Below are 24,515 nucleotides of genomic sequence, written 5' to 3'. Positions count from 1 at the left end.
GTATTCGCTCAAACATAAGGGGGAGATCGGACATGATTTATGCAAAACCAAATGCTGAAGGTGCTGTCGTTCAATTTAAAGCTCAATATGATAACTTTATCGGGGGCGAATGGGTAGAACCTGTTAAAGGCCAATATTTTGACAATGTATCACCAGTGGATGGCCAAGTATTTACAAAAGTAGCTCGTTCCACTGCAGATGATATTGAACTAGCTTTAGATGCAGCACATAGTGCAAAAAGCGAATGGGGCAAGACTTCTACTGCTGAACGTGCCCGTATTTTAAATAAAATTGCAGATAGAATTGAAGACAATATAGAGCTATTGGCTGTAGCAGAAACTTGGGATAACGGTAAAGCTGTCCGTGAAACATTGAATGCGGATATTCCGCTGGCTGCAGACCATTTCCGTTATTTCGCCAGTGCTATTCGTGCACAAGAAGGACGTACGACCCAACTAGACAATGATACTGTAGCCTATCATTTCCAAGAACCACTTGGCGTTGTTGGGCAAATCATTCCTTGGAATTTCCCGATATTAATGGCTGTCTGGAAATTGGCTCCTGCGCTTGCTGCGGGTAACTGTGTTGTATTAAAACCAGCAGAACAAACGCCAGCATCTATTATGGTGCTAATGGAATTAATTCAAGATCTACTTCCTGCTGGTGTGGTGAATGTAGTTAACGGTTATGGCGTAGAAGTAGGCAAACCACTTGCTACAAACCCTCGCATTGCTAAAATTGCTTTCACGGGTTCTACTGCAGTAGGTCGCCAAGTAATGCAATATGCAACCGAAAACATTATTCCTGTTACCCTTGAGCTTGGTGGTAAATCGCCAAATATCTTCTTTGAAGATGTCATGGAACATGATGATGATTTTTTAGATAAAGCAATTGAAGGTTTTGTAATGTTTGCTTTTAACTCTGGAGAGGTTTGTACATGCCCTTCCCGTGCATTAGTGCAAGAATCCATTTACGATCAATTCATCGAACGAGCAATGGCGAGAATTGAATCAATTAAGATTGGCAATCCGCTTGATACCGAAGTAATGATGGGGGCACAAGCATCAAACGAGCAGCAGCAAAAAATTCTATCATACTTAAAATTAGGCAAGGAGGAAGGGGCAGAATGTTTAATCGGTGGTGAGCACAATCAGATAGATGGTTTTGAGGACGGTTATTATATAAAACCAACTGTATTCAAAGGCCATAATAAAATGCGTATTTTCCAGGAAGAAATATTTGGCCCAGTCCTTGGTGTCACTACATTTAAAGACTTTGATGAAGCCATCGAAATTGCAAATGACACCGTATATGGTTTAGGTGCAGGTGTATGGTCTCGTTCAGGTGATACCGCTTATCGTGCAGGACGCGCTATTGAAGCTGGTCGTGTATGGACAAATACGTATCACCAATATCCAGCGGGTGCAGCGTTTGGCGGTTATAAGCAATCAGGCATTGGCCGTGAAAACCATGCAATGATGTTAGAGCATTATCAACAAACGAAGAATTTACTTGTCAGCTATAATCGTAAGCCACAAGGTTTCTTCTAGAATAGTCGTGGATTCTAGATGACAGCATGTATACAAGCGACAGATAAAGCTCTTGAGTTTATCAACTATATGAAATCGTTGCATGGTCCGATTTTAATTTTTCAATCTAGTGGGTGCTGTGATGGCTCTGCACCTATGTGCTATAAAGAAGAGGATTTTCGAGTAGGTGAACAGGATCTACTTCTTGGTAAAGTGGGCGATGTGCCATTTTATATACACAAAAGCCACTATGAGTATATGAGGCATACCCAGCTGATCTTAGATGTGAAGCCTGGCAGAGGCGCTTCGTTTTCGCTGGATAGTATTGAAAAAGAACATTTCGTGATTGAATCAAGAGTTTTTGAATAGGATTAACGAGAAAAGTGTACAATTTAATGTAAGCACAAAACTCCAGGCTATGATAGCTGGAGTTTTTTCAGTTTGGGAAATGCTAGGCATCTATTTAGGATATGAAAAAGTAATCATGTTAGTATGGAATAAGAGGGGTATAACTTTAACGGAGGTGTCTTCTGTGAAGGAAACAAAATTATGGATTAATGGAGAATGGGTTAGCACAGCTGAAAGCTATGAATTAACCGCTCCTTATAATGGAGAGCATATTTCAAATATAGCGAAAGCCACCGTGAATGATGTAGAACGAAGCATTGAAGGCGCACATCAAGCCTTTCTTCAATTTAAATCATCAACGGCTTATGAAAGAGCTGAAATTTTATATCGAGTGGCAGAGTTAATGAAAGAGCGCAAGCAAGATCTAGCTGAAATAGCAGCGAGAGAAGCAGGAAAGCCAATCACAGCTGCCCTTACTGAAATTGATCGTACCATTACAACGTACCAATTTGCAGCCGAGGCAGCTAAAGGATTAAGTGGTGAAACGCTTCCGATGGATGCTGCACCGGGTGGAAAAGATCGGATTGGCTGGACAAAACGCGTACCTTTAGGTGTTATATCAGCCATTACGCCATTTAACTTTCCTTTTAACTTAGTGGCACATAAATTAGGTCCTGCATTTGCTGTGGGTAACGCAGTTGTTTTAAAGCCTGCTGGACAAACACCTTTAAGCAGCCTTGTAATGGCTGGAATCTTTAAAGATGCAGGTTTACCAGATGGGATGCTTCAAATCGTTACTGGAAGTGGAAGTGAGTTAAGCGATACGCTTGTTACACATCCGCTCGTCAAAAAGGTTACGTTTACAGGTAGCAGTTCTGTTGGATTGAAGATTAAAGAAAAAGTAGGATTGCGAAAGGTAACGCTTGAATTGGGTTCTAATGCAGGCTTGATTGTAGAACCAAGTGTGCCAATCGATAAAATTATAGATCGCTGTGTAAGTGGCGCATTTGGTTACGCAGGACAAGTATGTATTTCACTACAGCGTATTTATGTCCATCAATCGATTTATGACCAATTTCTAAATGACTTTGTTGCAGCTACAGAAAAATTGGTAGTAGGCGATCCTTTGGACGAAAAAACAGATGTAAGTGCAATGATTAATCCAAAAGAAGTTACACGCATTATGCAATGGATTGCAGAGGCGAAAGAGCAAGGTGCAACCGTTGCTACAGGTGGAACTTTCACAGAGCGTACCTTAACACCAACTGTCATGGCCAATGTTCAGCCTGATATGAAGGTAGCATGCCAGGAAACATTTGCTCCGATTGTATCCATTGTTCCATATGACACATTCGATGAAGCGATTAATTTAGTAAACCAATCAGATTTAGGTTTAAATGCAGGGATCTTTACAAATAATTTAGAAGATGCCATGAGAGCAGCAGAGGAATTAGAAGCTGGTGCAGTCATCATTAATGATGTTCCAACATTCCGTATAGATAATATGCCATATGGTGGAGTGAAGAATAGCGGATATGGACGCGAAGGCATTAAATATGCAGTGAACGAAATGACTGATTTGAAGTTTATTACGATTAAGACTAAACTGTAGTATGTTTGGAGAAGTCGATGCAAGTACAGAGAAATGACTTGTTGAACAAGGGCTTCCCTTTAAAATTATGTGTTAAAAGATACGTGAGGAGTGTATACGATGCTAGAAGCAGTGCCAATGGGCAGTTCAAGAACAATACAAACAAGATTGGTTTTACCGCCCGATACCAACCATATGAGCACAATTTTTGGTGGGAAGGTGTTGGCGTATATTGATGAGATCGCAGCGATTACGTCCATGAAGCATGCAAAAATGCAAACAGTAACAGCATCTTTCGACTCAGTGGACTTTTATTCGCCAGTCCGTTCAGGAGAAGTCCTAGAACTAGAGGCGATTGTTAGTTCTACTGGACGCACATCGATGGAGTTATATATCGTGGTGCATTCTACTAATATCGACACAGGTGTAAAAAAACTAACGACAGAATCTTTCGTTACTATGGTAGCAGTAGATACCAATGGTGCACCTCAGGAAGTAGCGCCCGTTTTCCCAGAAACAGAACAAGAAAAGAAATTATTCGAATCAGGCTCGATACGCCGGAAGATTCGTAAAGAAAAGCGCGAAATGCCAAGCAAGTTCTTTACTTTATAATAATCGGTATATTATACAAATAGGCGGTTGCTGTATCTTATAACAGCAATCGCCTATTATCGTTTCTTTATCTATTCGAGCTAGGTAGAACATGCTACAATAAAGAAAAAATCACAAGAATAGGATGTACAGCATGGATACAAAAAGAGGAATGAAATATGCATTGCCATTAGCAATGGTAGTAGCGGTCTCATCGTTAATGCTTCTAAATGCTAACTATACAGAAGTGCCAATGAGCCACAGAATCTATATTACAATCGGTGCAACCATCGTCACTTATCTCCTGTCTTTTGTCCTTTTTGGTTTAAAGGATACTCCTAAATAAATCCCATATTAATGAGATTAATATAAACCAACTTTAAATGGAATAGCCTGCAAAGTATAGAGAACTTTGCAGCTGTTCTATTTTCGTTTTTACGGTCTATAGTCAAACCATCCCTTCAACTTAAACCAGATGGCCATCGAAAAGGCAATGCCAAACATAATGAATAAGATAATAAAGTAACCATAATGCCAATTGAGCTCAGGCATGTTTTTAAAATTCATTCCATAGACACCCGCAATAAATGTCAGCGGTATGAATATGGAAGAAATAATAGTCAAAATCATCATAATGCCATTCATCCGGCTCGAGTTTATCGACATATGGCTATCTCGCATGTCTGCTGTCAGTTCCCGATTCGATTCCACCATTTCTGTCAGCTTAATCAAATGGTCGTGTATATCCATAAAGTAAGCCCGTTCCTGGTCATTCAAGCGGAAGCGATAGGAATTTAAAACTCGATAAAGTAAATCGCGCATTGGCAAAACGATGCGACGAATATGAAGCAAATCGCTCCTTAGATCAAATACATATTTCATTGATTTTGTCGTACTCTTAAAACCGATTTCATCGTCTATTTCATTCAAATGATCTTCGATGTCATATACTAACGGAAAGTAGCCATCAACAATTTTATCAAGTACTTGATAGGCAATATACAGGGGTCCGCGCTCCCAGGAAGCTGGCATTTCCTCAATTCGTTCTCTCACGATGGCAAACTCGGGGGCAGGTGAGTGATGATAGGTGACTATAAAGTCTGGCGCTACAAATAAATTGACCTCTTCCCCTTCAAATGTTTCTTTATTTATTTTATGAGCGACAAGAAAATGGTACCCCTCATAATAGTCCAGTTTAGGCCTTTGTAGTCTCATTAAACAATCCTCGATGGCTAAGGGGTGAAAATGAAAAAAGCTGCTAAGTAATCTATTTTCTTCTGTGGTAGGCGATTCAAAATCGACCCAATACCATATAAACTTGCCGGTTTTAATCTCTTCGAGCGAAAAATCAGCTAAGAGTTGTTGATCATTAGTGATACCAAGCGTTCGAATCATCTCAGACCCTCTTTTCAACAATATTCGTATATTTATCCTCTCACAATTATGTAAACAATGCCAGAAAGGAGAAATTCCTTATATAAGAGAGGTATAAAAAAATGAAACTATATTTAATGTAATACGTAAATTAAGTTAAGTAAAAATTGATATTGAAAGTGAGTGAATAACAAGATGGAGAATAAAGGGTTAAAAGTTATTTTGCATGCGAGCGCTTTTTTTGCCCCATGTTTAGTCCCGATTCTTATTTTTGTGTTTATTAGAGATGAAGAGATAAAACGTTTGTCAATTCAAGCGCTGCTGTTCCAATTCGTTATGTGGCTGCTCGTTACAGTTGGAGGCATCCTGACCTTCACTATAATTCTTGCGATTATTGGCATTCCGATGATAATTATTTTCGGGATTATGGGCGTTATTATACCTATTATCGGTATAATTAGAGCACTTCAGGGAACACATTGGGAATATCCGATTGTTGGAAAGTGGATTTAATACAAAAACTTATGAACATACTGCATATAGCAGTATGTTTTTTGTGTATATTAGGAGAATGAATAACGATTTTCCAGGTTAAGCAAAATATTTGCATCATTTTTTGATGGCACATATAATAAAGTCAAAGTTAGTCAAAGTCAGTGAAGCGAGTGAGGTGGAATAAAAATGCGGAATATCTCAGACATTATTGAAGGGTATTTAAAAGAGATTATTGAATTAGGTGGTAAAGGTCATATTGAAATCAAACGAAGTGAAATTGCTGACAAATTTCAATGTGTACCTTCCCAAATCAATTATGTCATCAATACAAGGTTTACAGCCGAGCGAGGGTATATCGTTGAAAGTAAGCGAGGCGGGGGTGGCTATATACGGATTTTACGTGTTAGAGCAAGCTCAGGGACCGAGTTAATTGAAGAGATTATGCATCAAATTGGTGATTCTATCACACAGTCGTCTGCACAGGACTTTATTTTTCGGTTAATTGATGAAGATGTAATAACGCAAAGAGAAGCAAGGATGATGATAGCGGCACTAGACCGTTCAGTATTGTCCCTCCATTTACCCTTACGCGATGAACTACGAGCGCGCATTATGAGGGCGATGTTACTAGCGGTGAAATACGACCAGCAAATGCAAAGAGGTGTTAAAGATGATATGTGAAAATTGTAAACAGCGGCCTGCAACAATTACAGTCACACAGATGAAAAACGGCAATAAGATAACAAGGCACTTTTGTGATGTATGCAATAAGCAGCTAGATCACTTTCACGTGAATCTTGAACCTGGTGATAGTTCCAATGCCATGCAAAAACTATTTTCAAATTTATTCGGAACGCCAAGCTGGTCAGTACAGGATATGCCTATCAAGAAACCACAAAGTAAAGTGCAAAATGAAAGCTGTCCACAATGCGGCATGACATATAGACAATTTCTCGAAGAAGGGAAATTCAATTGTCCAACGTGTTATGAGACGTTTAAAGATTTTTTGCCGCAGGTATTAAAACGGCTTCATAATGGCGCTACAGAACATATAGGCAAGGTTCCTGGATCAATTAATGAGAGCTATCAGACAAAACGCCAAATTGAAGCGCTGCGACAAGATATGAAAACAGCAGTGGAAGAGGAACGTTTTGAAGACGCCGCGGAAATTCGAGATGAGGTTAAATTGCTTGAAAACAAATTGAATGGAGGAGGTGAGAAAAGAGATGAACATTGACCACTTTCTGCAAAGCAAACCTCCTATATGGATGAGAGGGGATAGTACATTTGGCGATATCGTCATGAGTACAAGGATTCGCCTAGCTAGAAATATAAATGGTTTTCGGTTTCCACGGGCTTTTTCAGAAGATGAAGCGTTGCAAATTGACAAAATGGTTTCAAATGCATTGATTGATGGAGACCAGAAATTTGATATGCCATTCTCTTATTTCTCACTTCATGATATGCCCGCTCTTAAGCGTCAGGTTTTGGTAGAGAAGCATTTAATTAGCCCGCAATTAGCAAATAAAACAAAAACAGGCTCTATCTTAGTGTCGGATGATGAAACGATTAGCATCATGGTAAATGAAGAAGACCATATCCGCATACAAAGCTTACAACCAGGCCTGCAATTGGATAAGGCTTATCAGCTGGCTGATGAAGTGGACCGACTTTTAGAAAGAAAGCTACCATATGCTTTCGATGATTCATTTGGCTACCTTACAAGCTGTCCAACAAACACAGGTACAGGACTTCGTGCATCAGTGATGATGCATTTACCTGCCCTAACTGCGACTAACCAAATGGGAACGCTGATGAATACAATGGCTCGTTTAGGCATGGTTGTAAGAGGAATATACGGAGAAGGTACCGAAGCTCTCGGGAATTATTATCAAATTTCTAACCAAATCACCCTCGGCAAGCCAGAAGAAGATATTATTTTAGATCTACAAAGTGTAGCCGAGCAAATTATTCAAAAAGAAATCGGTGCCCGTAGAGCTTTGCTAGAACACGCATCTATTGCTGTTTCAGATCGTTTAAATCGATCATTAGGTGTGTTGAAATATGCAAGGATTTTATCTAGTGAAGAAGCGGCTAATTGTTTATCAAATGTCCGGTTGGGTATAGATTTGGGATTAATTCCAACATATCCGGATAGAGTTTTGAATGAATGTATGTTGATTATGCAGCCTGGTTTCTTGCAGCAGCTTGCTGGTACAACGCTCCAGGCGAACGAAAGAGATGTATTTCGAGCAACAATTATTCGAGAAAAATTAAACAATACGACGGTTAAATAATATAACAGTAAAAAGGAGAGGATCTTCATGATGTACAATCGATTTACACAGCGCGCTCAAAAAGTTCTGCAATTAGCACAGGAAGAGGCAATCCGTATGAAACACGAAGCCATCGGCACAGAACATATTTTGCTAGGCCTCATACGTGAAGGAGGCGGCATTGCGGCAAAAGCGCTTGAAGCGATCAATGTGAGTACAGAAATGATTGAAGAAGGTATTGAAGAATTGGTTGGTGTCGGCACTAAAAATGTAGGCCCAATTGTACACTATACACCACGTGCTAAAAAGGTCATTGAATTATCAGTCGATGAATCTCGCAAACTGGGCCATTCATACATTGGTACAGAACATTTATTGCTTGCGTTAATTAGAGAAGGCGAAGGTGTAGCAGCTCGCGTGTTAAATAATGCGGGTGTCAGCCTAAACAAAGCCCGTCAGCAAGTACTACAACTGCTTGGAAGTAATGATCATCCACAAGCAAGCAATAACAGTGCGCCGACAGCTAATACACCTACGCTCGATGGATTAGCAAGAGACCTTACTCAAATAGCACGAGAAGGCAGCTTGGATCCTGTGATTGGACGCAGCAAAGAAATTACACGCGTAATTGAAGTGCTGTCTCGCCGTACTAAAAACAACCCTGTATTAATCGGGGAGCCAGGTGTCGGTAAAACAGCGATTGCAGAAGGTCTTGCACAACAAATCGTGAACAATGAAGTGCCTGAAACATTGCGCGATAAACGTGTTATGACGCTTGATATGGGAACGGTCGTAGCGGGTACAAAATACCGTGGTGAATTTGAAGACCGATTAAAAAAGGTAATGGATGAAATTCGCCAAGCAGGAAACGTTATCCTATTTATCGATGAGTTGCACACATTAATTGGTGCTGGTGGAGCAGAAGGAGCAATTGATGCTTCAAATATCTTGAAACCATCACTTGCTCGAGGAGAATTACAATGTATTGGTGCTACAACATTAGATGAATACCGCAAGTACATTGAAAAAGATGCAGCCCTTGAACGTCGCTTCCAACCAATACAAGTCGATGAACCATCAGTGGATGAAGCTATTCAAATTATTAATGGGCTGCGCGACCGTTATGAAGCTCACCACCGTGTCAAAATTACAGATGAAGCCATTGAAGCGGCTGCTAAAATGTCAGACCGCTACATTTCAGACCGTTTCTTGCCCGACAAAGCAATTGACTTAATCGATGAAGCAGGATCTAAAGTCCGGTTGCGTTCATTTACAACACCACCAGATTTAAAAGAGTTAGAACAAGAGCTAGACTCACTTCATTCTGAAAAAATGGCTGCAGTCCAATCTCAAGAATTTGAAAAAGCTGCGTCCTTACGTGATTCTGAACAAAAGCTTAAAGATAAATTGAACAGCACGAAAAAAGAATGGAAAGAAGCGCAAGGTAAATCAGAATCTAAAGTAACGGTGAATGATATTGCGGAAGTTGTGTCCATGTGGACGGGTGTCCCAGTCTCTAAACTGGCGCAAGCTGAATCAGAGAAGCTGTTGAACTTAGAGGATGAGTTGCATAAACGAGTAGTAGGCCAAAGCGAAGCAGTTGAAGCTATTTCGAGAGCGATTCGCCGTGCTCGTGCAGGATTAAAAGATCCAAAACGTCCAATCGGTTCCTTTATATTCTTAGGCCCAACAGGTGTTGGTAAAACAGAACTTGCCCGGGCTTTAGCTGAAGTAATGTTCGGTGATGAAGATGCCATGATCCGTGTAGATATGTCCGAATACATGGAAAAACATTCGACTTCTCGACTTGTTGGATCGCCTCCAGGATATGTCGGTTTTGAGGAAGGTGGTCAGCTGACAGAGAAAGTACGCCGCAAACCATATTCTGTTATTTTGCTTGATGAAATTGAGAAAGCTCACCCGGATGTTTTCAATATCCTCTTACAAGTGTTGGACGATGGCCGTTTAACGGATTCTAAAGGCCGTGTAGTGGACTTCCGTAATACGGTGGTTATAATGACATCCAATGTAGGTGCAGAGGCCTTGAAATACCGCAAATCACTTGGTTTTGGTGCTCAAAGTGCATCACAAAGCCAAGAAAATGCAAAAAGTGTCATGATGGAAGAATTGAAAAAAGCATTCCGTCCAGAGTTCTTAAACCGTATCGACGAAATGATTGTCTTCCACTCATTAGAAAAAGAAGATTTGCGCAAAATTGTAAACCTAATGGTAAACCAATTAACAAAACGCCTGCATGAGCAAGATATTACGCTCGATCTTACAACGGAAGCAATCGACAAAATTGCAGAAGAAGGATACGATCCGCAATACGGTGCCCGCCCATTGCGCAGAGCTATCCAAAAAAATATAGAAGACCGCCTATCAGAAGAAATCTTAAAAGGCACTGTCTTAACTGGACAACGCGTTGAATTTGATGTGAAAGATGGAGAATTTGTCGTGAATGTCAAAGAATTAGCAACAAAATAGTGAACTTTATGTCAACGTATTGAAAAATAATACGCAACAGTGAGGCGTTCCAAATGCGAAATTTGGGACGCCTTGTTTTATAATAAGAGTAAGACTAAAAATGGCAGGAGATATAAAATGGCCAAAAAGAAGACAAAGTTTTTTTGTAATGCATGTGGATATGAATCGCCAAAATGGCTAGGTAGATGTCCTGGTTGCGGTGATTGGAATACAATGGTGGAAGAAGTAGAAGTAGTATCCAAGGGGCCAAGAGGGGCTTTTCAGCATTCCTCGTCTGTAACGCAGAAAGCTACGCCGTTAATTGCAGTTGAAACAGAAGATGCACCAAGGATTGAAACGGAACTAAACGAACTGAATCGCGTCCTAGGAGGTGGGATTGTCCCAGGCTCACTTGTCCTAATTGGTGGGGATCCGGGGATTGGAAAATCCACGCTTTTGCTGCAAGTTTCAGCGATTCTTTCAAATAAAGGGCATCGTGTCCTCTATATTTCCGGAGAAGAATCTATTCGCCAAACGAAGCTAAGAGCTGAAAGACTAGGCGTAAAATCCGAAGAGCTTTACATTTATTCAGAAACAAATCTAGAATTTCTAAATCAAACGATTGAAGAAGTGAACCCCAAGTTTGTTATTGTGGATTCCATTCAAACGGTGTACCACCCGAATGTAACAAGTGCACCGGGAAGTGTCTCGCAGGTTAGAGAATGTACTGCTGAATTTATGCGTATAGCGAAAACGAAGAATATTGCGATTTTCTTAGTTGGACATGTGACGAAGGAAGGGCAAATTGCAGGGCCAAGGATACTAGAACATATGGTGGATACAGTCCTTTACTTTGAAGGAGAACGCCACCACACTTATCGAATTCTACGGAGCCAAAAAAATAGATTTGGTTCTACTAATGAAATTGCTATTTTTGAGATGCTCCAAAATGGTTTGAAGGAAGTATTAAATCCTTCAGAATTGTTTCTGCAAGAACGTTCGCAGGGTGCTCCAGGCTCCACTGTTGTGGCGTCGATGGAAGGTACTCGCCCCATCTTAGTCGAAGTACAAGCTCTCGTAACGCCTTCAAGTTTCAATTATCCAAAGCGAATGGCAACAGGAGTAGATCAGAACCGAATATCCTTATTGATGGCAGTATTAGAAAAAAGGATGGGCATGCTTTTACAGGCACAGGATGCTTATATCAAAGTAGCAGGCGGGGTTAAGCTAGATGAGCCTGCTATTGATTTAGCGGTTCTTGTAAGCATTGTTTCAAGCTTTAGAGATACAGCTGCTAAACCAATGGATTGTTATATCGGAGAAGTAGGATTAACAGGTGAAGTGCGAAGAGTGTCACGGATTGAACAAAGAATTCAGGAAGCAGCCAAACTAGGGTTCAAACGCGCGATTGTCCCAGCATCCAACTTGGGTGGCTTTGAGTATCCAGATACCATTGAAGTAGTCGGGGTAGATACAGTTAATCAAGCACTAAAATTAAGTTTTGATAAGGCATAAGATGTTTTTTGTGTAATGCCTGGTTATTTATATATTTATCTGGGGAATTATAAGGAGTCGGAATAGAAGGCACTATAAAGGTTAGCAGAGAAGTGAGCTCCTGAATAACAGCATATTAAGAGTTTCACATCATCTTAGAAAACCTTCGCAGCTATTCCGCTTCACCTCGTTGCACTTGCTAAATGAATGCTTTTTCATGATCTGTGTCAAGATTAGCCCATCTTTGTCATAGGGTGTAAGAAAGAGGTTTCACAAGACGCATCAAAGGTAAACTATGTATAATTAAAATAAAAAAAGGAGGTGCCTGAATGTTAAAGGGAATAATCCAAATTGCGTTTCTTTTTATTGGAGGGACTGTGGGTTTATTTGTCTTACCGCTATTATACCAAATCATTCATCTATCAGATAACCCGTGGTTGAATAATCCGTATACATCAGTGGCTGTAGGAGCCATCTTGTTATTTGCTTTCTCATTTTGGGTTTCAGATTACTTTGTAAAATTTATTCGGTGGATGGAAGATAAATTATTAAAAGCACCGGTAGGAGATTTGTTGTTCGGGACATTAGGTTTAATTATTGGGTTGATACTTGCTTACCTAATTGGCTTTTCTATTGATAACATCAAAATTCCTTTAATCACTACGATTGTGCCTATCTTATCTGTCCTATTGTCCATTGTTCTCGGCTATCTCGGATTCCAGGTCGGTTTTAAAAAGAGAGATGAACTGATTCATGTATTTACAGCAGGGAAAGCTCAATCATCGAATACATCGAAGAAAAAGGCAATGGGAGAAGATGTAGAACTCGACGATGCAAAGTATAAGCTTTTAGATACTAGTGTCATCATTGATGGCCGGATTGCTGATATCTCAGAAACAGGCTTTATCGAGGGAACGTTCGTTGTACCTCAATTCGTATTAACTGAGCTTCAGCATATAGCGGACTCATCTGATACGCTGAAGAGGACCAGAGGGCGCCGTGGGCTTGATATCTTGAAAAAATTGCAAGATGAAAGAGCCACACAAGTTTTGATCACTGAAGTGGACTTTGAAGATGTGCAAGAGGTTGATTTAAAATTAGTCCGTTTAGCGAAAAAAATGGGTGGTCAGATTTTAACAAATGACTTTAATTTAAATAAAGTATGCGATCTTCATAATGTGAAAGTATTAAATATTAATGATTTAGCAAATGCAGTCAAACCAGTGGTCATTCCTGGGGAAGAAATGAATGTGCTGGTGATTAAAGACGGTAAAGAGCATAATCAAGGTGTTGCATATTTAGATGACGGCACGATGATTGTGGTTGAAGAAGGAAAATCATATATCGGCCAAGCAATTGTTGTTACCGTGACAAGCGTACTGCAAACATCAGCAGGGCGTATGATTTTTGCTAAGCCAAAATATAATGGCAAAAGTGCAGGCTAGCAGGCACTTGCCGTAACAAAATGCAGAGAGGCAGGGTAATTTACCTTGTCCTTTTCTATTAAGAAAGAGTGAACCGGATGCAGTATGATGTTATATTACCAGCGGCGGGTAGTGGGAAAAGGATGGCTGCTGGACACAATAAGTTATTTTTGGAGCTTCGAAATAAGCCCATCTTAATCCATACGTTAGAGGTTTTCCAACAGGATGAAGCATGTAGAGGTATTTGGTTAGCTGTAAAGCCTAATGAAAAAGCTTATATTCAAACACTATTAGAGAAATACCATATTACAAAAGTGAAGGCTATGCCGAATGGTGGAGAAGAAAGGCAGCATAGTGTTGTAGCCTGTGTGAAGCAGATAGAGGATGGCCAAATTGTTTTGGTACATGATGCGGCAAGACCATTTATCACCATTCCTATAATCCATGAATTAGTAGAAGCAGCCGAGAAAAAAGGTGCTGCCATTGCAGGCGTAAAAGCAAAAGATACAATGAAAGTAGTAGAGAACGGAAAGATTAAAGGAACTGTTGATCGTTCAAGTTTATGGATGATTCAAACACCGCAAGCTTTCGATTTCACACTTTTAAAAAAGGCGGAACAGCAAGCAGAAACAGACAATTTTTTAGGAACAGATGAAGCGATGCTCGTTGAACGTTTAGGACAATCTGTATATATAGTTGAAAGTAGCTATGAAAACGTTAAAATAACTACTAAAGAGGACTTAATATTTGGCGATGCTATTTTAAGTCAACGTATAGGAGGATAACATGTTTAGAATAGGACAAGGTTTTGACGTACATGCATTTGAAGAAGGGCGCCCATTAATTATTGGCGGTATTACAATCCCTCATAGTAAAGGCTTAATCGGTCACTCTGATGCGGATGTATTATTACATACCGTAACGGATGCTGCATTAGGAGCGATTGGGGAAGGGGATATCGGTCATCATTTCCCCGACACTGATCCGGCATTCAAGGATGCAGATTCTGCAAAATTGCTTTCATACATTTGGGAGATCGTAGAATCGAAGGGTTATACTTTAGGAAATGTTGATTGCACTATTATGGCACAACGGCCAAAACTTGCGCCTTATATTGAGCAAATGAGAAATCGAATTGCGGAACTTTTACATGCAGAGCCTTCTCAAGTAAATGTCAAAGCTACAACAACAGAAAAATTAGGCTTTACAGGGCGTGAAGAAGGAATTGCAAGTATGGCAACTATTTTGCTTATTAAAAAGTGACTTCCTTTAATTTTCATACTAGCAGTGGTAAAATGGGTAAAGTTGAATTTTTGAACGATTAATAGGAGGATTTAGACATGACTAACAAAGTTCGAGTACGTTATGCACCGAGCCCTACTGGACATTTACATATTGGCGGCGCACGTACAGCTTTATTTAACTTTTTGTATGCAAAACACCACGACGGAGACTTTATTGTCCGCATTGAAGATACGGATGTGGCCCGCAATATCGAGGGTGGCGAAGCATCTCAATTAGACAACCTAAAATGGCTTGGTATTGATTACGACGAATCAATTGATATTGGTGGTCCATATGCGCCATATCGTCAAATGGAACGTTTAGAAATTTATACAGAATACGCAAATAAGCTAATTGATATGGGCATGGCTTATAAATGCTTCTGTACAACAGAAGAATTAGAAGCAGACCGTGAAGCTCAGCAAGAGCGCGGCGTTGCGGCTCCTATGTATAACGGAAAATGCAGACATCTATCAAAAGAGGAAGTAGCTGCAAAAGAAGAAGCAGGCGAACCTTATACAATCCGTTTTAAAGTGCCAGAAAACGTTGTATATAGATTCGATGATTTAGTTCGCGGAGAAATTTCTTTTGAATCAAAAGATATCGGCGATTGGGTTATCGTAAAAGCAAATGGCATCCCAACATATAATTATGCAGTAGTTCTTGATGATCATATGATGGATATTACACATGTATTTAGAGGGGAAGAGCATTTATCAAATACACCAAAGCAATTAATGATATTTAATGCATTTGGTTTTGAACCACCTCACTATGGCCATATGACGCTGATCGTAAATGAAAACCATAAAAAACTTTCTAAGCGTGATGAATCCATTATCCAGTTTGTGAAACAATATAGAGATCTTGGCTACCTGCCAGAAGCGATGTTCAATTTCTTCGCTCTATTAGGTTGGTCTCCAGAGGGCGAAGAAGAGATCTTCACAAAAGAAGAGCTTATCGAAAAGTTTGATGAAAAACGTCTATCTAAATCACCATCCATGTTCGATAAACAAAAACTAAAATGGATGAATAATCAATACATGAAGAAGCTGAATAGCGAAGAAGTAGTTGCTTTAACCCTTCCATTTTTACAAAAAGACGGACTTCTTCCTGAAAACTTATCCGAGGAACAACAAGAGTGGGCTAATAAGTTGATTGGTTTGTACCATGAGCAAATGAGCTTTGGAGCAGAAATTGTTGATTTATCTCGTATGTTCTTTACAGAGGAACTTGCATATACTGATGAAGAAAAAGAAGTTCTTGCAGGAGAGCAAGTACCAGAAGTAATGGCTGCATTCAAAGAACAATTACAACAGTTGGAATCATTTGAGCCTGCAGACATTAAGAAAGCAATCAAAACAGTGCAGAAAGAAACAGGCCATAAAGGCAAAAATCTTTTCATGCCAATCCGTGTAGCTACTACGGGTGAAATGCATGGACCAGAACTAAATGATGCACTTTCATTACTGGGCAAAGACACTGTTGTTAAACGGATCGAAGCATTCATTTAGTAATACCTTTATTCATATGCTGTCGTAGGGCGGGATGAATAAAATAGATTTACAATTTTTATTTGGTTTTTATTTTGATTGATTTTTTTTCGCTACATTGTAAAATGAAGCTAACAAATGATATAAAAGCGATGAAGAGGAGAAGTACGCAATTCATGCTCTAAAAGAGAGGACCATCACCGGCTGAAAATGGTCTGAGCCAATGAATTACAGAAATGCACCTCTGAGCGTTAAGTTGAAATAGTCACTAGAGTAGACTTAGCCGGTAATCTCCGTTAAAAGATGTTCAAGCGGGAAGCAAGTATGCTTCCAATCAGAGTGGAACCGCGCATAGTAGGCGTCTCTGTCTTTCATTAGACAGGGGCGTCTTTTTTGTTGAATCCAAATGTCTTAGATATTTTTGGGGGAGGATTTATATGTTTAAGAATATGAAAGAAGACATTCAAACGATTTTTGATAATGACCCGGCAGCGCGAAGCACAATGGAAGTGGTGTTAACCTATGCAGGCTTGCATGCTATATGGTCTCACCGTATTGCCCATGGTTTGTATAAACGCAAATTTTATTTTTTGGCAAGAGCGATTTCTCAGATTAGCCGTTTCTTTACAGGGATTGAAATTCACCCAGGGGCAAAAATTGGCCGGCGTTTCTTCATCGACCATGGTATGGGAGTAGTCATTGGTGAAACCTGCGAGATTGGCAATGATGTGACGCTGTATCAAGGCGTGACATTGGGTGGTACAGGGAAAGAAAAAGGTAAACGGCACCCAACACTTCATGACAACGTCCTAGTGGCCACAGGAGCAAAGGTATTAGGTTCGATTACAATTGGAGAGAATAGTAAAATCGGGGCAGGATCCGTTGTATTAAAAGAGGTCCCTCCAAATGCCACTGTTGTAGGGATTCCAGGTAAAGTAGTCATCCAGGATGGCGTCCGTGTCAACCATAAACAAAAATTAGATCATCAAAACATACCTGATCCAGTAGAAGAACGATTAATGAAAATAGAAGAAAAAATAACCGCTTTAGAACAAGAAGAAAACAAAAAGGAGAGATAGTATTTTATGGGAATCCAAATTTTCAACACGTTAACAAGAGAAAAAGAATTATTTGTCCCTCTTGAAGAAGGAAAGGTTAAGATGTATGTATGCGGTCCAACCGTTTATAACTATATTCATATCGGAAATTCACGTCCTGTCATCGTATACGATACAGTGCGCCGTTATTTAACATATCGCGGATATGATGTGACATATGTTTCTAACTTTACTGATGTGGACGATAAAATTATCAAAGCAGCCAACGAATTAGGGGAAGAAGTGCCTGAGCTAACAGAACGTTTCATAAACGCTTATTTTGAGGATATCACTGCATTGGGCTGCCAAAAGGCGGATGCACATCCACGTGTAACTGAACATATGGATGAAATTATCGATTTTATTAAGGTATTGGTTGATAAAGGCTATGCCTATGAATCACAGGGAGATGTTTATTACAGAACCCGTAAATTCGAAGGGTACGGCAAATTATCTCACCAGTCAGTAGATGATTTAAAAGTAGGCGCTCGCATTGAAGCGGGTGAGAAAAAAGAAGATGCTTTGGATTTTGCTTTATGGAAAGCAGCGAAGCCGGGTGAAATCTCATGGGAAAGCCCATGGGGCAAAGGACGTCCAGGATGGCATATTGAATGCTCAGTGATGGTCCACAATCATTTTGGTGATACAATCGATATCCATGCAGGCGGACAGGATTTAACCTTCCCGCACCATGAAAATGAAATTGCCCAATCTGAAGCATACACTGGTAAAACATTCGCGAGATATTGGATGCACAATGGTTATATCAATATTGACAACGAAAAAATGTCAAAATCACTAGGGAATTTTATCTTAGTGCATGATATTATTCAGCAAATTGATCCACAAGTTTTAAGATTCTTTATGCTATCGGTACACTATCGCCATCCAATTAACTTTGCTCAAGATTTAGTGGAAGCAGCAGCTGCAGGCTTAGAACGTATACGCACTTCTTATACGAATTTAAAACACCGGTTGCAAGTATCTGCGAACCTAGAAGATGCCGATACATCGGACTTGGATGAAATCGAAAAGCAACGCCTGGATTTTGAAACAGCTATGGACGATGATTTCAATACTGCAAATGCTATTGCTGCCTTATTCAGCTTATCAACTGAAGCGAATAAGTACTTGAATCAAGAAAATACTAATAAAGAAGTATTAACTGCTTTTATTGATACGCTATCTGAGCTTTCACATGTATTAGGCCTTGAGCTCGAGGTGAAAGAGGAATTAGTAGATGAAGAAATTGATGCTCTGATTGAAGAAAGACAACAAGCACGTAAAGATCGTGATTTTAAACGTGCTGATGAAATACGAGATCAATTGAAAGAAATGAATATTATTTTAGAAGATACACGCCAAGGTGTTCGATGGAAACGAGGTTAATAAAAGTGAAAGAACTGCGCACGGCGGATGTAAAACAACTGAACGCGCTAGCTTTAGCTTATATGGGAGACGCCGTTTTAGAAATTGCCATCCGTGAACACTTGCTACAAACTGGGCGAGTAAAGCCAAATGTTTTGCACAGGGAAGCAACGCATTATGTTTCTGCTAAAGCACAAGCGATGGTCATTCGCCAAATGATGGATGAAGCATTTTTTACAGAAGAAGAAATGGCTGTATTAAAAAGGGGACGCAACGCCAAGTCTGGCTCCGTCCCCAAAAATACAGATGTACAAACGTATCATTATAGTTCCGCTTTTGAAGCGGTTCTTGGTTTTTTATATTTAACGAAACAGCAAGAAAGACAAGAACAAGTTATTCAATATGCCATACAATTAGTCGAAAATAAGAGAGAAGAGGTGGCGAAAAAGTGACTGAACAAACAAAAGAAATGATTGCCGGAAAAAATCCGGTTTTAGAAGCTCTTCGTTCAACGAGAGACATCAATAAAATATGGATTGCAGAAGGCGTTAAAAAAAGCGGCATCAATGAATTGATAAGTATGGCAAAAGAACGAGGAATTATCGTACAGTTTGTTCCAAAAAAGAAGATAGATCAACTATCTTCCGAAAACCATCAGGGAATTGTGGCATCTGTTGCAGCCTACAATTACGCAGAGCTTGATGATTTATTCCAATTGGCAAAAGAACGCCAAGAAGATCCGTTCTTTATTATTTTAGACGAACTTGAGGATCCTCATAATTTGGGCTCTATTATGCGGACGGCGGATGCAATAGGAGCACATGGCATCATTATTCCAAAGCGACGGTCGGTAAGTTTGACAGCTGTAGTTGCTAAAGCATCTACAGGAGCCATTGAATACATCCCTACTGTTCGCGTCAGCAATCTAGCACAAACAGTAGAAGAGTTAAAAGAACGCGGCGTATGGATTGCAGGGACAGATGCAAAAGGTTCTGTTGATTATCGCAAAATGGATGCCACACTTCCGCTAGCTGTCATTATCGGCAGTGAAGGAAAAGGAATGAGTCGTATCTTAAAAGAAAAATGCGATTTCCTTTACCACTTGCCGATGGTGGGTCATGTTACCTCATTGAATGCTTCGGTAGCTGCTTCTCTTTTGATGTACGAGGTATACCGCAAGCGCCATGAGATTTAGGTGACATGAATGAATATACTCTTAGTTGATGGTTATAACATTATCGGTGCGTGGAAGGAGCTTCAACGTTTAAAAGAACATAAGCTTGTAGACGCAAGAGATCGACTGATAGAGTTAATGGCAGACTATCAAGCCTATTCTGGGATGCGAGTCATCGTCGTTTTTGATGCATACCTTGTACCAGGCATTGCCACAAAGTTAAAACAAAGTGATGTCGAAGTGATCTATACAAGGGCAAAGGAAACGGCGGATGATCGCATTGAAAAACTCACGGCAGAGCTGACTTCTAAACGCAATAAGATTTATGTGGCAACGTCTGATATGGCGGAGCAAAGCGTCGCATTTGGTAATGGCGCATTGCGAAAGTCAGCGCGTGAGTTTGAAATTGAGCTGCAGGAAGTCCAAATGCAAATAACACATAAAGTAAAAAAAATCCAAACACAAAAGCCTAGTTCTAAAATCCCTTTATCAGCAGAAGTATTAGAAAAATTCGAACAAATGCGAAGAGGAAATAAATTGAGTGATTGACTGATAATTTCCACCTCCGTTATACTTGTTCTAAATAGCCATCTGGTGAGGTGATACTTTGGTAACAAGCGATCATTTGCAAGAGAAGCATATACGTCTTGAAGATTGTTCGGATGAGCAATTAGTCGAGATGGCATGCAATGCCGATTCAAACGCATTAGATTTTTTAATCAGCAAGTATAAACCTTTAGTGCGTTTAAAAGTAAAGTCCTATTTTTTAATTGGTGCTGATAAAGAAGATATTGTGCAAGAAGGAATGATTGGGCTTTATAAAGCAGTAAGAGATTTTAATGGCGAGAGAATCACATCATTTAAGGCGTTTGCGGAACTCTGTGTCAGACGCCAAATCATTACAGCAATTAAAGCAGCTACACGCCAAAAGCATATACCACTGAACTCTTATGTTTCGCTGGATAAACCTGTTTTTGAAGAAGAATCATCAGCAAAAACGCTTATGGATATGCTTTCAGGAGCAACAATTGATGATCCGGAAAAACTTATTATCCATCAAGAAGAGTTTAATAGTTTAGAAGAAAAGATTGGACAGGTATTAAGTGACTTAGAACGCCAAGTATTAACTCTATATTTAGAAGGTAGATCATATCAAGAGATTTCTGCGAGTTTAGACCGGCATGTGAAATCAATTGATAATGCTTTGCAGCGAATTAAACGCAAACTCGAACGCCATTTGGAAGTAGAAGTATAGTTTTGAGTGATTAAAAGGTTAGTTGACAGTATTTGTGATAGGTGATAGGCTTCTCTAAAGGGATTAAAGTGTAAAAAGGTGAGGACTATGGGGCAGAAAGTAGCATTAAGCTGCGAAAAATGCGGTTCTAGAAATTATCATTTACCCGCAACTAAGAATCATTCTATACGAATGGAGCTTAAGAAATATTGTTCAAATTGTAATGAGCATACATTACATAAGCAAACGAAATAATACGATTTAGTAGATAGACGATTATATTCGGAGGTTTGGTGAATGGGCAAGATAGGTGGATTTTTTAGCGGCGTTCTATCGGAAATGCGAAAGACAAGTTGGCCAAAACGCAAAGAATTAACAAAGTATACAATTATCATCGTGACAACTTTGCTATTTATGGCTGCCTTTTTTATGGTAGTTGACTTAGGTATTTCTAAATTATTGCGCTGGTACTTAGAATTGTGATTTAATAAGATTAATATGTTCGAATTAGCCCGTATATGAAACGGGTTTTTTCATTTGCCTTTTAGAAAAGGAGGGAAGGGCGGCAATCGCCCTATCTATTATGGAGAAAAATTGGTATGTTGTTCATACTTACTCAGGTTATGAAAATAAAGTCAAAGCAAACCTTGAAAAACGTGTTGAAACAATGGGGATGCAAGACAAAATCTTCCGTGTTGTGATTCCAGAAGAACAAGAAACAGAAGTAAAAGATGGTCGCAAAAAAACGTATATGCGCAAAACTTTCCCTGGCTATGTATTAGTAGAATTGATCATGACAGACGATGCTTGGTATGTTGTACGAAACACGCCGGGCGTTACTGGCTTTATCGGTTCATCAGGCGGCGGTGTAAAACCAACTCCACTATTGCCGGAAGAAGTTGAAGCTATTCTTAAACAAATGGGTGAAACTGAAGGTAAAGTGGATCTAGACTTCAACGTAGGAGACTTAGTAGAAGTTTTAGAAGGACCATTTGCTCATTTCCAAGGTATTGTGGGCGAAATCCTTAGCGACAAAGAAAAAATTAGCGTAACCATCGATATGTTTGGTCGCGAAACAAAAATGGAGCTAGATTTTGACCAAGTTCTAAAAGTTTAATCTCTAGGGACTTGCCTTGTATTTTAAAAAGTGTTATCATTTCAAAGGTCATACTATAGGAATTATCCATACGTAGTAGGCATCAGTAATTTTAATGTTATCGGATTAAGCCGACAGACAAATATTGAGTGGGAGGGGCAACCCTATTACCACATCACGGACTTAAGGAGGTGTGTCTCGTGGCTAAAAAAGTTATTAAAGTTGTAAAACTTCAAATCCCAGCTGGTAAAGCAAACCCAGCACCACCGGTAGGTCCTGCATTGGGTCAAGCAGGTGTTAACATCATGGGATTCTGTAAAGAATTCAATGCTCGTACTGCAGATCAAGCAGGATTAATCATCCCAGTTGAGATTTCTGTATTTGAAGACCGTTCATTCACTTTCATTACAAAAACTCCACCGGCAGCAGTATTACTTAAAGTAGCGGCTGGTATTCAATCAGGCTCTGGTGAACCAAACCGCAACAAAGTTGCTACTGTGAAACGTGATAAAGTACGCGAAATCGCGGAAACTAAAATGCCTGACCTAAACGCAGCATCAGTAGAAGCTGCTATGTCAATGGTTGAAGGTACTGCACGTAGCATGGGTATTGTAATCGAAGACTAATCCCATTACTTGATAAAGTATTGTTTTTTGAGGTTGCGATTGTTTCTTATAGTCATATTTGAAACACGCAGCCTTTATTCGTGGGAGGTTTAATCCGTTACAACCACAATCAAGGAGGAAATTTAAAATGGCTAAAAAAGGTAAAAAAATGCAAGAAGCAGTTAAACTTGTAAATCGTGATCAACTTTACACAATTGCAGAAGCAACTGAACTTGCTAAAAAAACAAGCACTGTTAACTTTGACGCAACAGTTGAAGTAGCATTTAACTTAAATATCGATACTCGTAAAAATGACCAACAAATCCGTGGCGCAGTTGTGCTTCCAAACGGTACTGGTAAAACTCAACGTGTATTAGTTTTCGCTAAAGGCGAAAAAATTAAAGAAGCAGAAGCAGCTGGCGCTGACTATGTTGGCGATGCTGAATATATCCAAAAAATCCAACAAGGCTGGTTCGACTTCGATGTAATCGTTGCAACTCCAGACATGATGGGTGAAGTAGGTAAACTTGGTCGTGTATTAGGACCTAAAGGCTTAATGCCAAACCCTAAAACTGGCACAGTTACATTCGACGTAACAAAAGCAGTTAACGAAATTAAAGCTGGTAAAGTAGAATACCGTGCTGACAAAGCTGGTATCGTACATGCGCCAATCGGCAAAGTATCATTCGATGCTGACAAACTAGCTGAAAACTTCTCAACACTTGTTGATGTAATCGTTAAAGCAAAACCTGCAGCAGCAAAAGGTACTTACATCAAGTCTCTTCATGTAACTACTACAATGGGACCATCTATCAAAGTTGATCCATTAACAGCAACTGCAGTAAAATAGTATTTTTTCATTGACAAACTATTGATCGTTTGCTATGATGAATAACGTTGTGATTTATCCATTTGTACCGTAGACCGTAGGGGCCTAGTGCTTAATGATCCTACCGAGGGCAAAGGAACTCAGACTCTTGTTTTAAAGATGATGAAATTCCGCCTCTTGTCTACTGATGGCAAGAGGCTTTTCTTTTGTCGGTATAAATGACTCATTCTTATAGGAGGTGTCAATATGAACAAAGCAGTTGAAATGAAACAAGCTGTTGTTCAAGAAATCGCTGACAAGTTTAAAAATGCAGCATCAGTTGTAGTAGTTGACTACCGCGGACTTTCAGTAGCTCAAGTTACTGAACTACGTAAACAACTACGTGAAGCTGGTGTAGAATTTAAAGTATACAAAAATACTTTAGTTCGCCGTGCTACTGTAGAAGCTGGCCATGAAGATCTAAATGAAGTTCTTACAGGCCCGAACGCAATCGCATTCTCTAATGAAGATGTTGTTGCTCCTGCACGTATCATTAATAACTTCGCGAAAGAAAACGAACAATTAGAAATCAAAGCTGGCCTTATTGAAGGTGCTTACGCTGACGTTGCAGAAGTTAAAGCATTGGCAGAACTTCCATCACGCGAAGGTTTACTATCTATGCTACTTTCTGTTCTTCAAGCTCCAGTACGCAACTTCGCTCTTGCAACAAAAGCTGTTGCAGAACAAAAAGAAGAGCAAGGCGCTTAA

At 39.7% G+C, this 24,515-nt stretch carries 28 protein-coding genes and 2 other annotated features; of the genes, 27 read left to right on the top strand and 1 reads right to left on the bottom strand.

Annotation, left to right across the window (positions count from 1 at the left end):
- Nucleotides 1–32: 32 nt before the first annotated feature.
- From exaC to RCJ93_RS13930, 5 genes are all read left to right on the top strand, one after another.
- Entirely contained in the window at nucleotides 33–1,550 is a 1,518-nt protein-coding gene (gene exaC / locus RCJ93_RS13950) for an acetaldehyde dehydrogenase ExaC (RefSeq protein ID WP_446739312.1), read from the top strand.
- A gap of 18 nt (nucleotides 1,551–1,568) precedes the next feature.
- A complete protein-coding gene (locus RCJ93_RS13945; RefSeq protein WP_446739311.1) occupies nucleotides 1,569–1,898 on the top strand; it encodes a DUF779 domain-containing protein in 330 nt (109 codons plus the stop codon).
- Nucleotides 1,899–2,061: 163 nt separating this feature from the next.
- Entirely contained in the window at nucleotides 2,062–3,489 is a 1,428-nt protein-coding gene (locus RCJ93_RS13940) for an aldehyde dehydrogenase family protein (RefSeq protein ID WP_446739310.1), read from the top strand.
- 99 nt (nucleotides 3,490–3,588) lie between these two features.
- On the top strand, nucleotides 3,589–4,080 hold the full coding sequence (locus tag RCJ93_RS13935) for an acyl-CoA thioesterase (protein WP_066790997.1): 492 nt from the start codon (nucleotides 3,589–3,591) through the stop codon (nucleotides 4,078–4,080).
- Between the two features lie 133 nt (nucleotides 4,081–4,213).
- Complete coding sequence (locus tag RCJ93_RS13930; RefSeq protein ID WP_066790995.1) at nucleotides 4,214–4,405, top strand: hypothetical protein; 192 nt, start codon at nucleotides 4,214–4,216, stop codon at nucleotides 4,403–4,405.
- A gap of 89 nt (nucleotides 4,406–4,494) precedes the next feature.
- Here RCJ93_RS13930 and corA read toward each other — a convergent pair whose 3' ends face one another.
- The gene (corA, locus tag RCJ93_RS13925; protein ID WP_251648216.1) at nucleotides 4,495–5,454 is read right to left on the bottom strand and encodes a magnesium/cobalt transporter CorA; all 960 of its coding nucleotides are present in this window, start codon (nucleotides 5,452–5,454) and stop codon (nucleotides 4,495–4,497) included.
- Nucleotides 5,455–5,628: 174 nt separating this feature from the next.
- Between corA and RCJ93_RS13920 the strand changes: the two genes are divergently transcribed.
- The 22 genes from RCJ93_RS13920 (at nucleotide 5,629) to rplJ (ending at nucleotide 24,515) form a co-directional block, all read left to right on the top strand.
- A complete protein-coding gene (locus tag RCJ93_RS13920) occupies nucleotides 5,629–5,946 on the top strand; it encodes a DUF4870 domain-containing protein (RefSeq protein ID WP_147197440.1) in 318 nt (105 codons plus the stop codon).
- Between the two features lie 168 nt (nucleotides 5,947–6,114).
- Entirely contained in the window at nucleotides 6,115–6,609 is a 495-nt protein-coding gene (locus tag RCJ93_RS13915; RefSeq protein ID WP_066790988.1) for a CtsR family transcriptional regulator, read from the top strand.
- Complete coding sequence (locus RCJ93_RS13910; protein ID WP_251648217.1) at nucleotides 6,599–7,165, top strand: UvrB/UvrC motif-containing protein; 567 nt, start codon at nucleotides 6,599–6,601, stop codon at nucleotides 7,163–7,165. Before RCJ93_RS13915 ends, RCJ93_RS13910 begins: the two co-directional genes overlap by 11 nt.
- Nucleotides 7,155–8,225 (top strand): protein arginine kinase, encoded by a 1,071-nt coding sequence (locus tag RCJ93_RS13905; protein ID WP_251648218.1) that lies wholly within the window; start codon nucleotides 7,155–7,157, stop codon nucleotides 8,223–8,225. The genes RCJ93_RS13910 and RCJ93_RS13905 overlap by 11 nt, the downstream gene beginning before the upstream one ends.
- A gap of 27 nt (nucleotides 8,226–8,252) precedes the next feature.
- On the top strand, nucleotides 8,253–10,691 hold the full coding sequence (locus RCJ93_RS13900; protein ID WP_150285376.1) for an ATP-dependent Clp protease ATP-binding subunit: 2,439 nt from the start codon (nucleotides 8,253–8,255) through the stop codon (nucleotides 10,689–10,691).
- 117 nt (nucleotides 10,692–10,808) lie between these two features.
- Entirely contained in the window at nucleotides 10,809–12,185 is a 1,377-nt protein-coding gene (radA, locus tag RCJ93_RS13895; protein ID WP_147197434.1) for a DNA repair protein RadA, read from the top strand.
- A 308-nt stretch (nucleotides 12,186–12,493) separates the two neighbouring features.
- The gene (locus RCJ93_RS13890; protein ID WP_251648219.1) at nucleotides 12,494–13,609 is read left to right on the top strand and encodes a PIN/TRAM domain-containing protein; all 1,116 of its coding nucleotides are present in this window, start codon (nucleotides 12,494–12,496) and stop codon (nucleotides 13,607–13,609) included.
- Between the two features lie 77 nt (nucleotides 13,610–13,686).
- Nucleotides 13,687–14,373, top strand: coding sequence for a 2-C-methyl-D-erythritol 4-phosphate cytidylyltransferase (gene ispD / locus RCJ93_RS13885; protein WP_446739309.1), 687 nt, complete (start codon nucleotides 13,687–13,689; stop codon nucleotides 14,371–14,373).
- Between the two features lies 1 nt (nucleotide 14,374).
- On the top strand, nucleotides 14,375–14,851 hold the full coding sequence (gene ispF / locus RCJ93_RS13880; RefSeq protein ID WP_066790974.1) for a 2-C-methyl-D-erythritol 2,4-cyclodiphosphate synthase: 477 nt from the start codon (nucleotides 14,375–14,377) through the stop codon (nucleotides 14,849–14,851).
- Nucleotides 14,852–14,928: 77 nt separating this feature from the next.
- A complete protein-coding gene (gltX, locus tag RCJ93_RS13875) occupies nucleotides 14,929–16,386 on the top strand; it encodes a glutamate--tRNA ligase (protein WP_446739308.1) in 1,458 nt (485 codons plus the stop codon).
- Nucleotides 16,387–16,508: 122 nt separating this feature from the next.
- Nucleotides 16,509–16,734, top strand: a binding site (T-box leader).
- 68 nt (nucleotides 16,735–16,802) lie between these two features.
- On the top strand, nucleotides 16,803–17,444 hold the full coding sequence (cysE, locus tag RCJ93_RS13870) for a serine O-acetyltransferase (protein WP_066790971.1): 642 nt from the start codon (nucleotides 16,803–16,805) through the stop codon (nucleotides 17,442–17,444).
- 6 nt (nucleotides 17,445–17,450) lie between these two features.
- A complete protein-coding gene (gene cysS / locus RCJ93_RS13865) occupies nucleotides 17,451–18,851 on the top strand; it encodes a cysteine--tRNA ligase (RefSeq protein ID WP_251648222.1) in 1,401 nt (466 codons plus the stop codon).
- A 5-nt stretch (nucleotides 18,852–18,856) separates the two neighbouring features.
- Nucleotides 18,857–19,282 (top strand): Mini-ribonuclease 3, encoded by a 426-nt coding sequence (locus tag RCJ93_RS13860; RefSeq protein ID WP_269465571.1) that lies wholly within the window; start codon nucleotides 18,857–18,859, stop codon nucleotides 19,280–19,282.
- Nucleotides 19,279–20,025 (top strand): 23S rRNA (guanosine(2251)-2'-O)-methyltransferase RlmB, encoded by a 747-nt coding sequence (gene rlmB, locus RCJ93_RS13855; RefSeq protein WP_066790964.1) that lies wholly within the window; start codon nucleotides 19,279–19,281, stop codon nucleotides 20,023–20,025. The genes RCJ93_RS13860 and rlmB overlap by 4 nt, the downstream gene beginning before the upstream one ends.
- A 9-nt stretch (nucleotides 20,026–20,034) precedes the next feature.
- Nucleotides 20,035–20,553, top strand: coding sequence for an NYN domain-containing protein (locus RCJ93_RS13850; RefSeq protein ID WP_066790963.1), 519 nt, complete (start codon nucleotides 20,035–20,037; stop codon nucleotides 20,551–20,553).
- A 58-nt stretch (nucleotides 20,554–20,611) separates the two neighbouring features.
- The gene (gene sigH / locus RCJ93_RS13845) at nucleotides 20,612–21,259 is read left to right on the top strand and encodes an RNA polymerase sporulation sigma factor SigH (protein ID WP_066790960.1); all 648 of its coding nucleotides are present in this window, start codon (nucleotides 20,612–20,614) and stop codon (nucleotides 21,257–21,259) included.
- Between the two features lie 87 nt (nucleotides 21,260–21,346).
- Nucleotides 21,347–21,493 (top strand): 50S ribosomal protein L33, encoded by a 147-nt coding sequence (gene rpmG / locus RCJ93_RS13840; RefSeq protein WP_084246973.1) that lies wholly within the window; start codon nucleotides 21,347–21,349, stop codon nucleotides 21,491–21,493.
- Between the two features lie 42 nt (nucleotides 21,494–21,535).
- A complete protein-coding gene (gene secE, locus RCJ93_RS13835; protein WP_066790958.1) occupies nucleotides 21,536–21,721 on the top strand; it encodes a preprotein translocase subunit SecE in 186 nt (61 codons plus the stop codon).
- 100 nt (nucleotides 21,722–21,821) lie between these two features.
- On the top strand, nucleotides 21,822–22,355 hold the full coding sequence (gene nusG, locus RCJ93_RS13830; RefSeq protein WP_066790956.1) for a transcription termination/antitermination protein NusG: 534 nt from the start codon (nucleotides 21,822–21,824) through the stop codon (nucleotides 22,353–22,355).
- Between the two features lie 179 nt (nucleotides 22,356–22,534).
- Nucleotides 22,535–22,960, top strand: a complete 426-nt coding sequence (rplK, locus tag RCJ93_RS13825) for a 50S ribosomal protein L11 (protein ID WP_066790954.1) — start codon at nucleotides 22,535–22,537, stop codon at nucleotides 22,958–22,960.
- Between the two features lie 127 nt (nucleotides 22,961–23,087).
- Nucleotides 23,088–23,789 carry a 50S ribosomal protein L1 gene (gene rplA, locus RCJ93_RS13820; RefSeq protein ID WP_066790953.1) on the top strand — a complete coding sequence of 234 codons (702 nt, stop codon included), beginning with the start codon at nucleotides 23,088–23,090 and terminating at the stop codon, nucleotides 23,787–23,789.
- 49 nt (nucleotides 23,790–23,838) lie between these two features.
- Nucleotides 23,839–23,982: a sequence feature (ribosomal protein L10 leader region), on the top strand.
- A 32-nt stretch (nucleotides 23,983–24,014) separates the two neighbouring features.
- Nucleotides 24,015–24,515, top strand: coding sequence for a 50S ribosomal protein L10 (rplJ, locus tag RCJ93_RS13815; RefSeq protein ID WP_066790951.1), 501 nt, complete (start codon nucleotides 24,015–24,017; stop codon nucleotides 24,513–24,515).

This window comes from Rummeliibacillus sp. BSL5 (genome assembly GCF_052928305.1).
This window is presented reverse-complemented; position numbering and strand designations above follow the sequence as displayed.

Bases quoted from the DNA above. Each gene is read 5' to 3' on its own strand.
- corA (WP_251648216.1), bottom strand. From the start codon at position 5,454: ATGATTCGAACGCTTGGTATCACTAATGATCAACAACTCTTAGCTGAT.
- RCJ93_RS13915 (WP_066790988.1), top strand. From the start codon at position 6,115: ATGCGGAATATCTCAGACATTATTGAAGGGTATTTAAAAGAGATTATT.
- RCJ93_RS13910 (WP_251648217.1), top strand. From the start codon at position 6,599: ATGATATGTGAAAATTGTAAACAGCGGCCTGCAACAATTACAGTCACA.
- RCJ93_RS13850 (WP_066790963.1), top strand. From the start codon at position 20,035: ATGAATATACTCTTAGTTGATGGTTATAACATTATCGGTGCGTGGAAG.
- radA (WP_147197434.1), top strand. From the start codon at position 10,809: ATGGCCAAAAAGAAGACAAAGTTTTTTTGTAATGCATGTGGATATGAA.
- secE (WP_066790958.1), top strand. From the start codon at position 21,536: ATGGGCAAGATAGGTGGATTTTTTAGCGGCGTTCTATCGGAAATGCGA.
- RCJ93_RS13930 (WP_066790995.1), top strand. From the start codon at position 4,214: ATGGATACAAAAAGAGGAATGAAATATGCATTGCCATTAGCAATGGTA.
- rpmG (WP_084246973.1), top strand. From the start codon at position 21,347: ATGGGGCAGAAAGTAGCATTAAGCTGCGAAAAATGCGGTTCTAGAAAT.
- cysS (WP_251648222.1), top strand. From the start codon at position 17,451: ATGGGAATCCAAATTTTCAACACGTTAACAAGAGAAAAAGAATTATTT.
- RCJ93_RS13900 (WP_150285376.1), top strand. From the start codon at position 8,253: ATGATGTACAATCGATTTACACAGCGCGCTCAAAAAGTTCTGCAATTA.
- exaC (WP_446739312.1), top strand. From the start codon at position 33: ATGATTTATGCAAAACCAAATGCTGAAGGTGCTGTCGTTCAATTTAAA.
- RCJ93_RS13890 (WP_251648219.1), top strand. From the start codon at position 12,494: ATGTTAAAGGGAATAATCCAAATTGCGTTTCTTTTTATTGGAGGGACT.
- cysE (WP_066790971.1), top strand. From the start codon at position 16,803: ATGTTTAAGAATATGAAAGAAGACATTCAAACGATTTTTGATAATGAC.
- nusG (WP_066790956.1), top strand. From the start codon at position 21,822: ATGGAGAAAAATTGGTATGTTGTTCATACTTACTCAGGTTATGAAAAT.
- ispD (WP_446739309.1), top strand. From the start codon at position 13,687: ATGCAGTATGATGTTATATTACCAGCGGCGGGTAGTGGGAAAAGGATG.
- RCJ93_RS13945 (WP_446739311.1), top strand. From the start codon at position 1,569: ATGACAGCATGTATACAAGCGACAGATAAAGCTCTTGAGTTTATCAAC.
- RCJ93_RS13920 (WP_147197440.1), top strand. From the start codon at position 5,629: ATGGAGAATAAAGGGTTAAAAGTTATTTTGCATGCGAGCGCTTTTTTT.
- RCJ93_RS13935 (WP_066790997.1), top strand. From the start codon at position 3,589: ATGCTAGAAGCAGTGCCAATGGGCAGTTCAAGAACAATACAAACAAGA.
- ispF (WP_066790974.1), top strand. From the start codon at position 14,375: ATGTTTAGAATAGGACAAGGTTTTGACGTACATGCATTTGAAGAAGGG.
- RCJ93_RS13905 (WP_251648218.1), top strand. From the start codon at position 7,155: ATGAACATTGACCACTTTCTGCAAAGCAAACCTCCTATATGGATGAGA.
- gltX (WP_446739308.1), top strand. From the start codon at position 14,929: ATGACTAACAAAGTTCGAGTACGTTATGCACCGAGCCCTACTGGACAT.
- rplA (WP_066790953.1), top strand. From the start codon at position 23,088: ATGGCTAAAAAAGGTAAAAAAATGCAAGAAGCAGTTAAACTTGTAAAT.
- rplJ (WP_066790951.1), top strand. From the start codon at position 24,015: ATGAACAAAGCAGTTGAAATGAAACAAGCTGTTGTTCAAGAAATCGCT.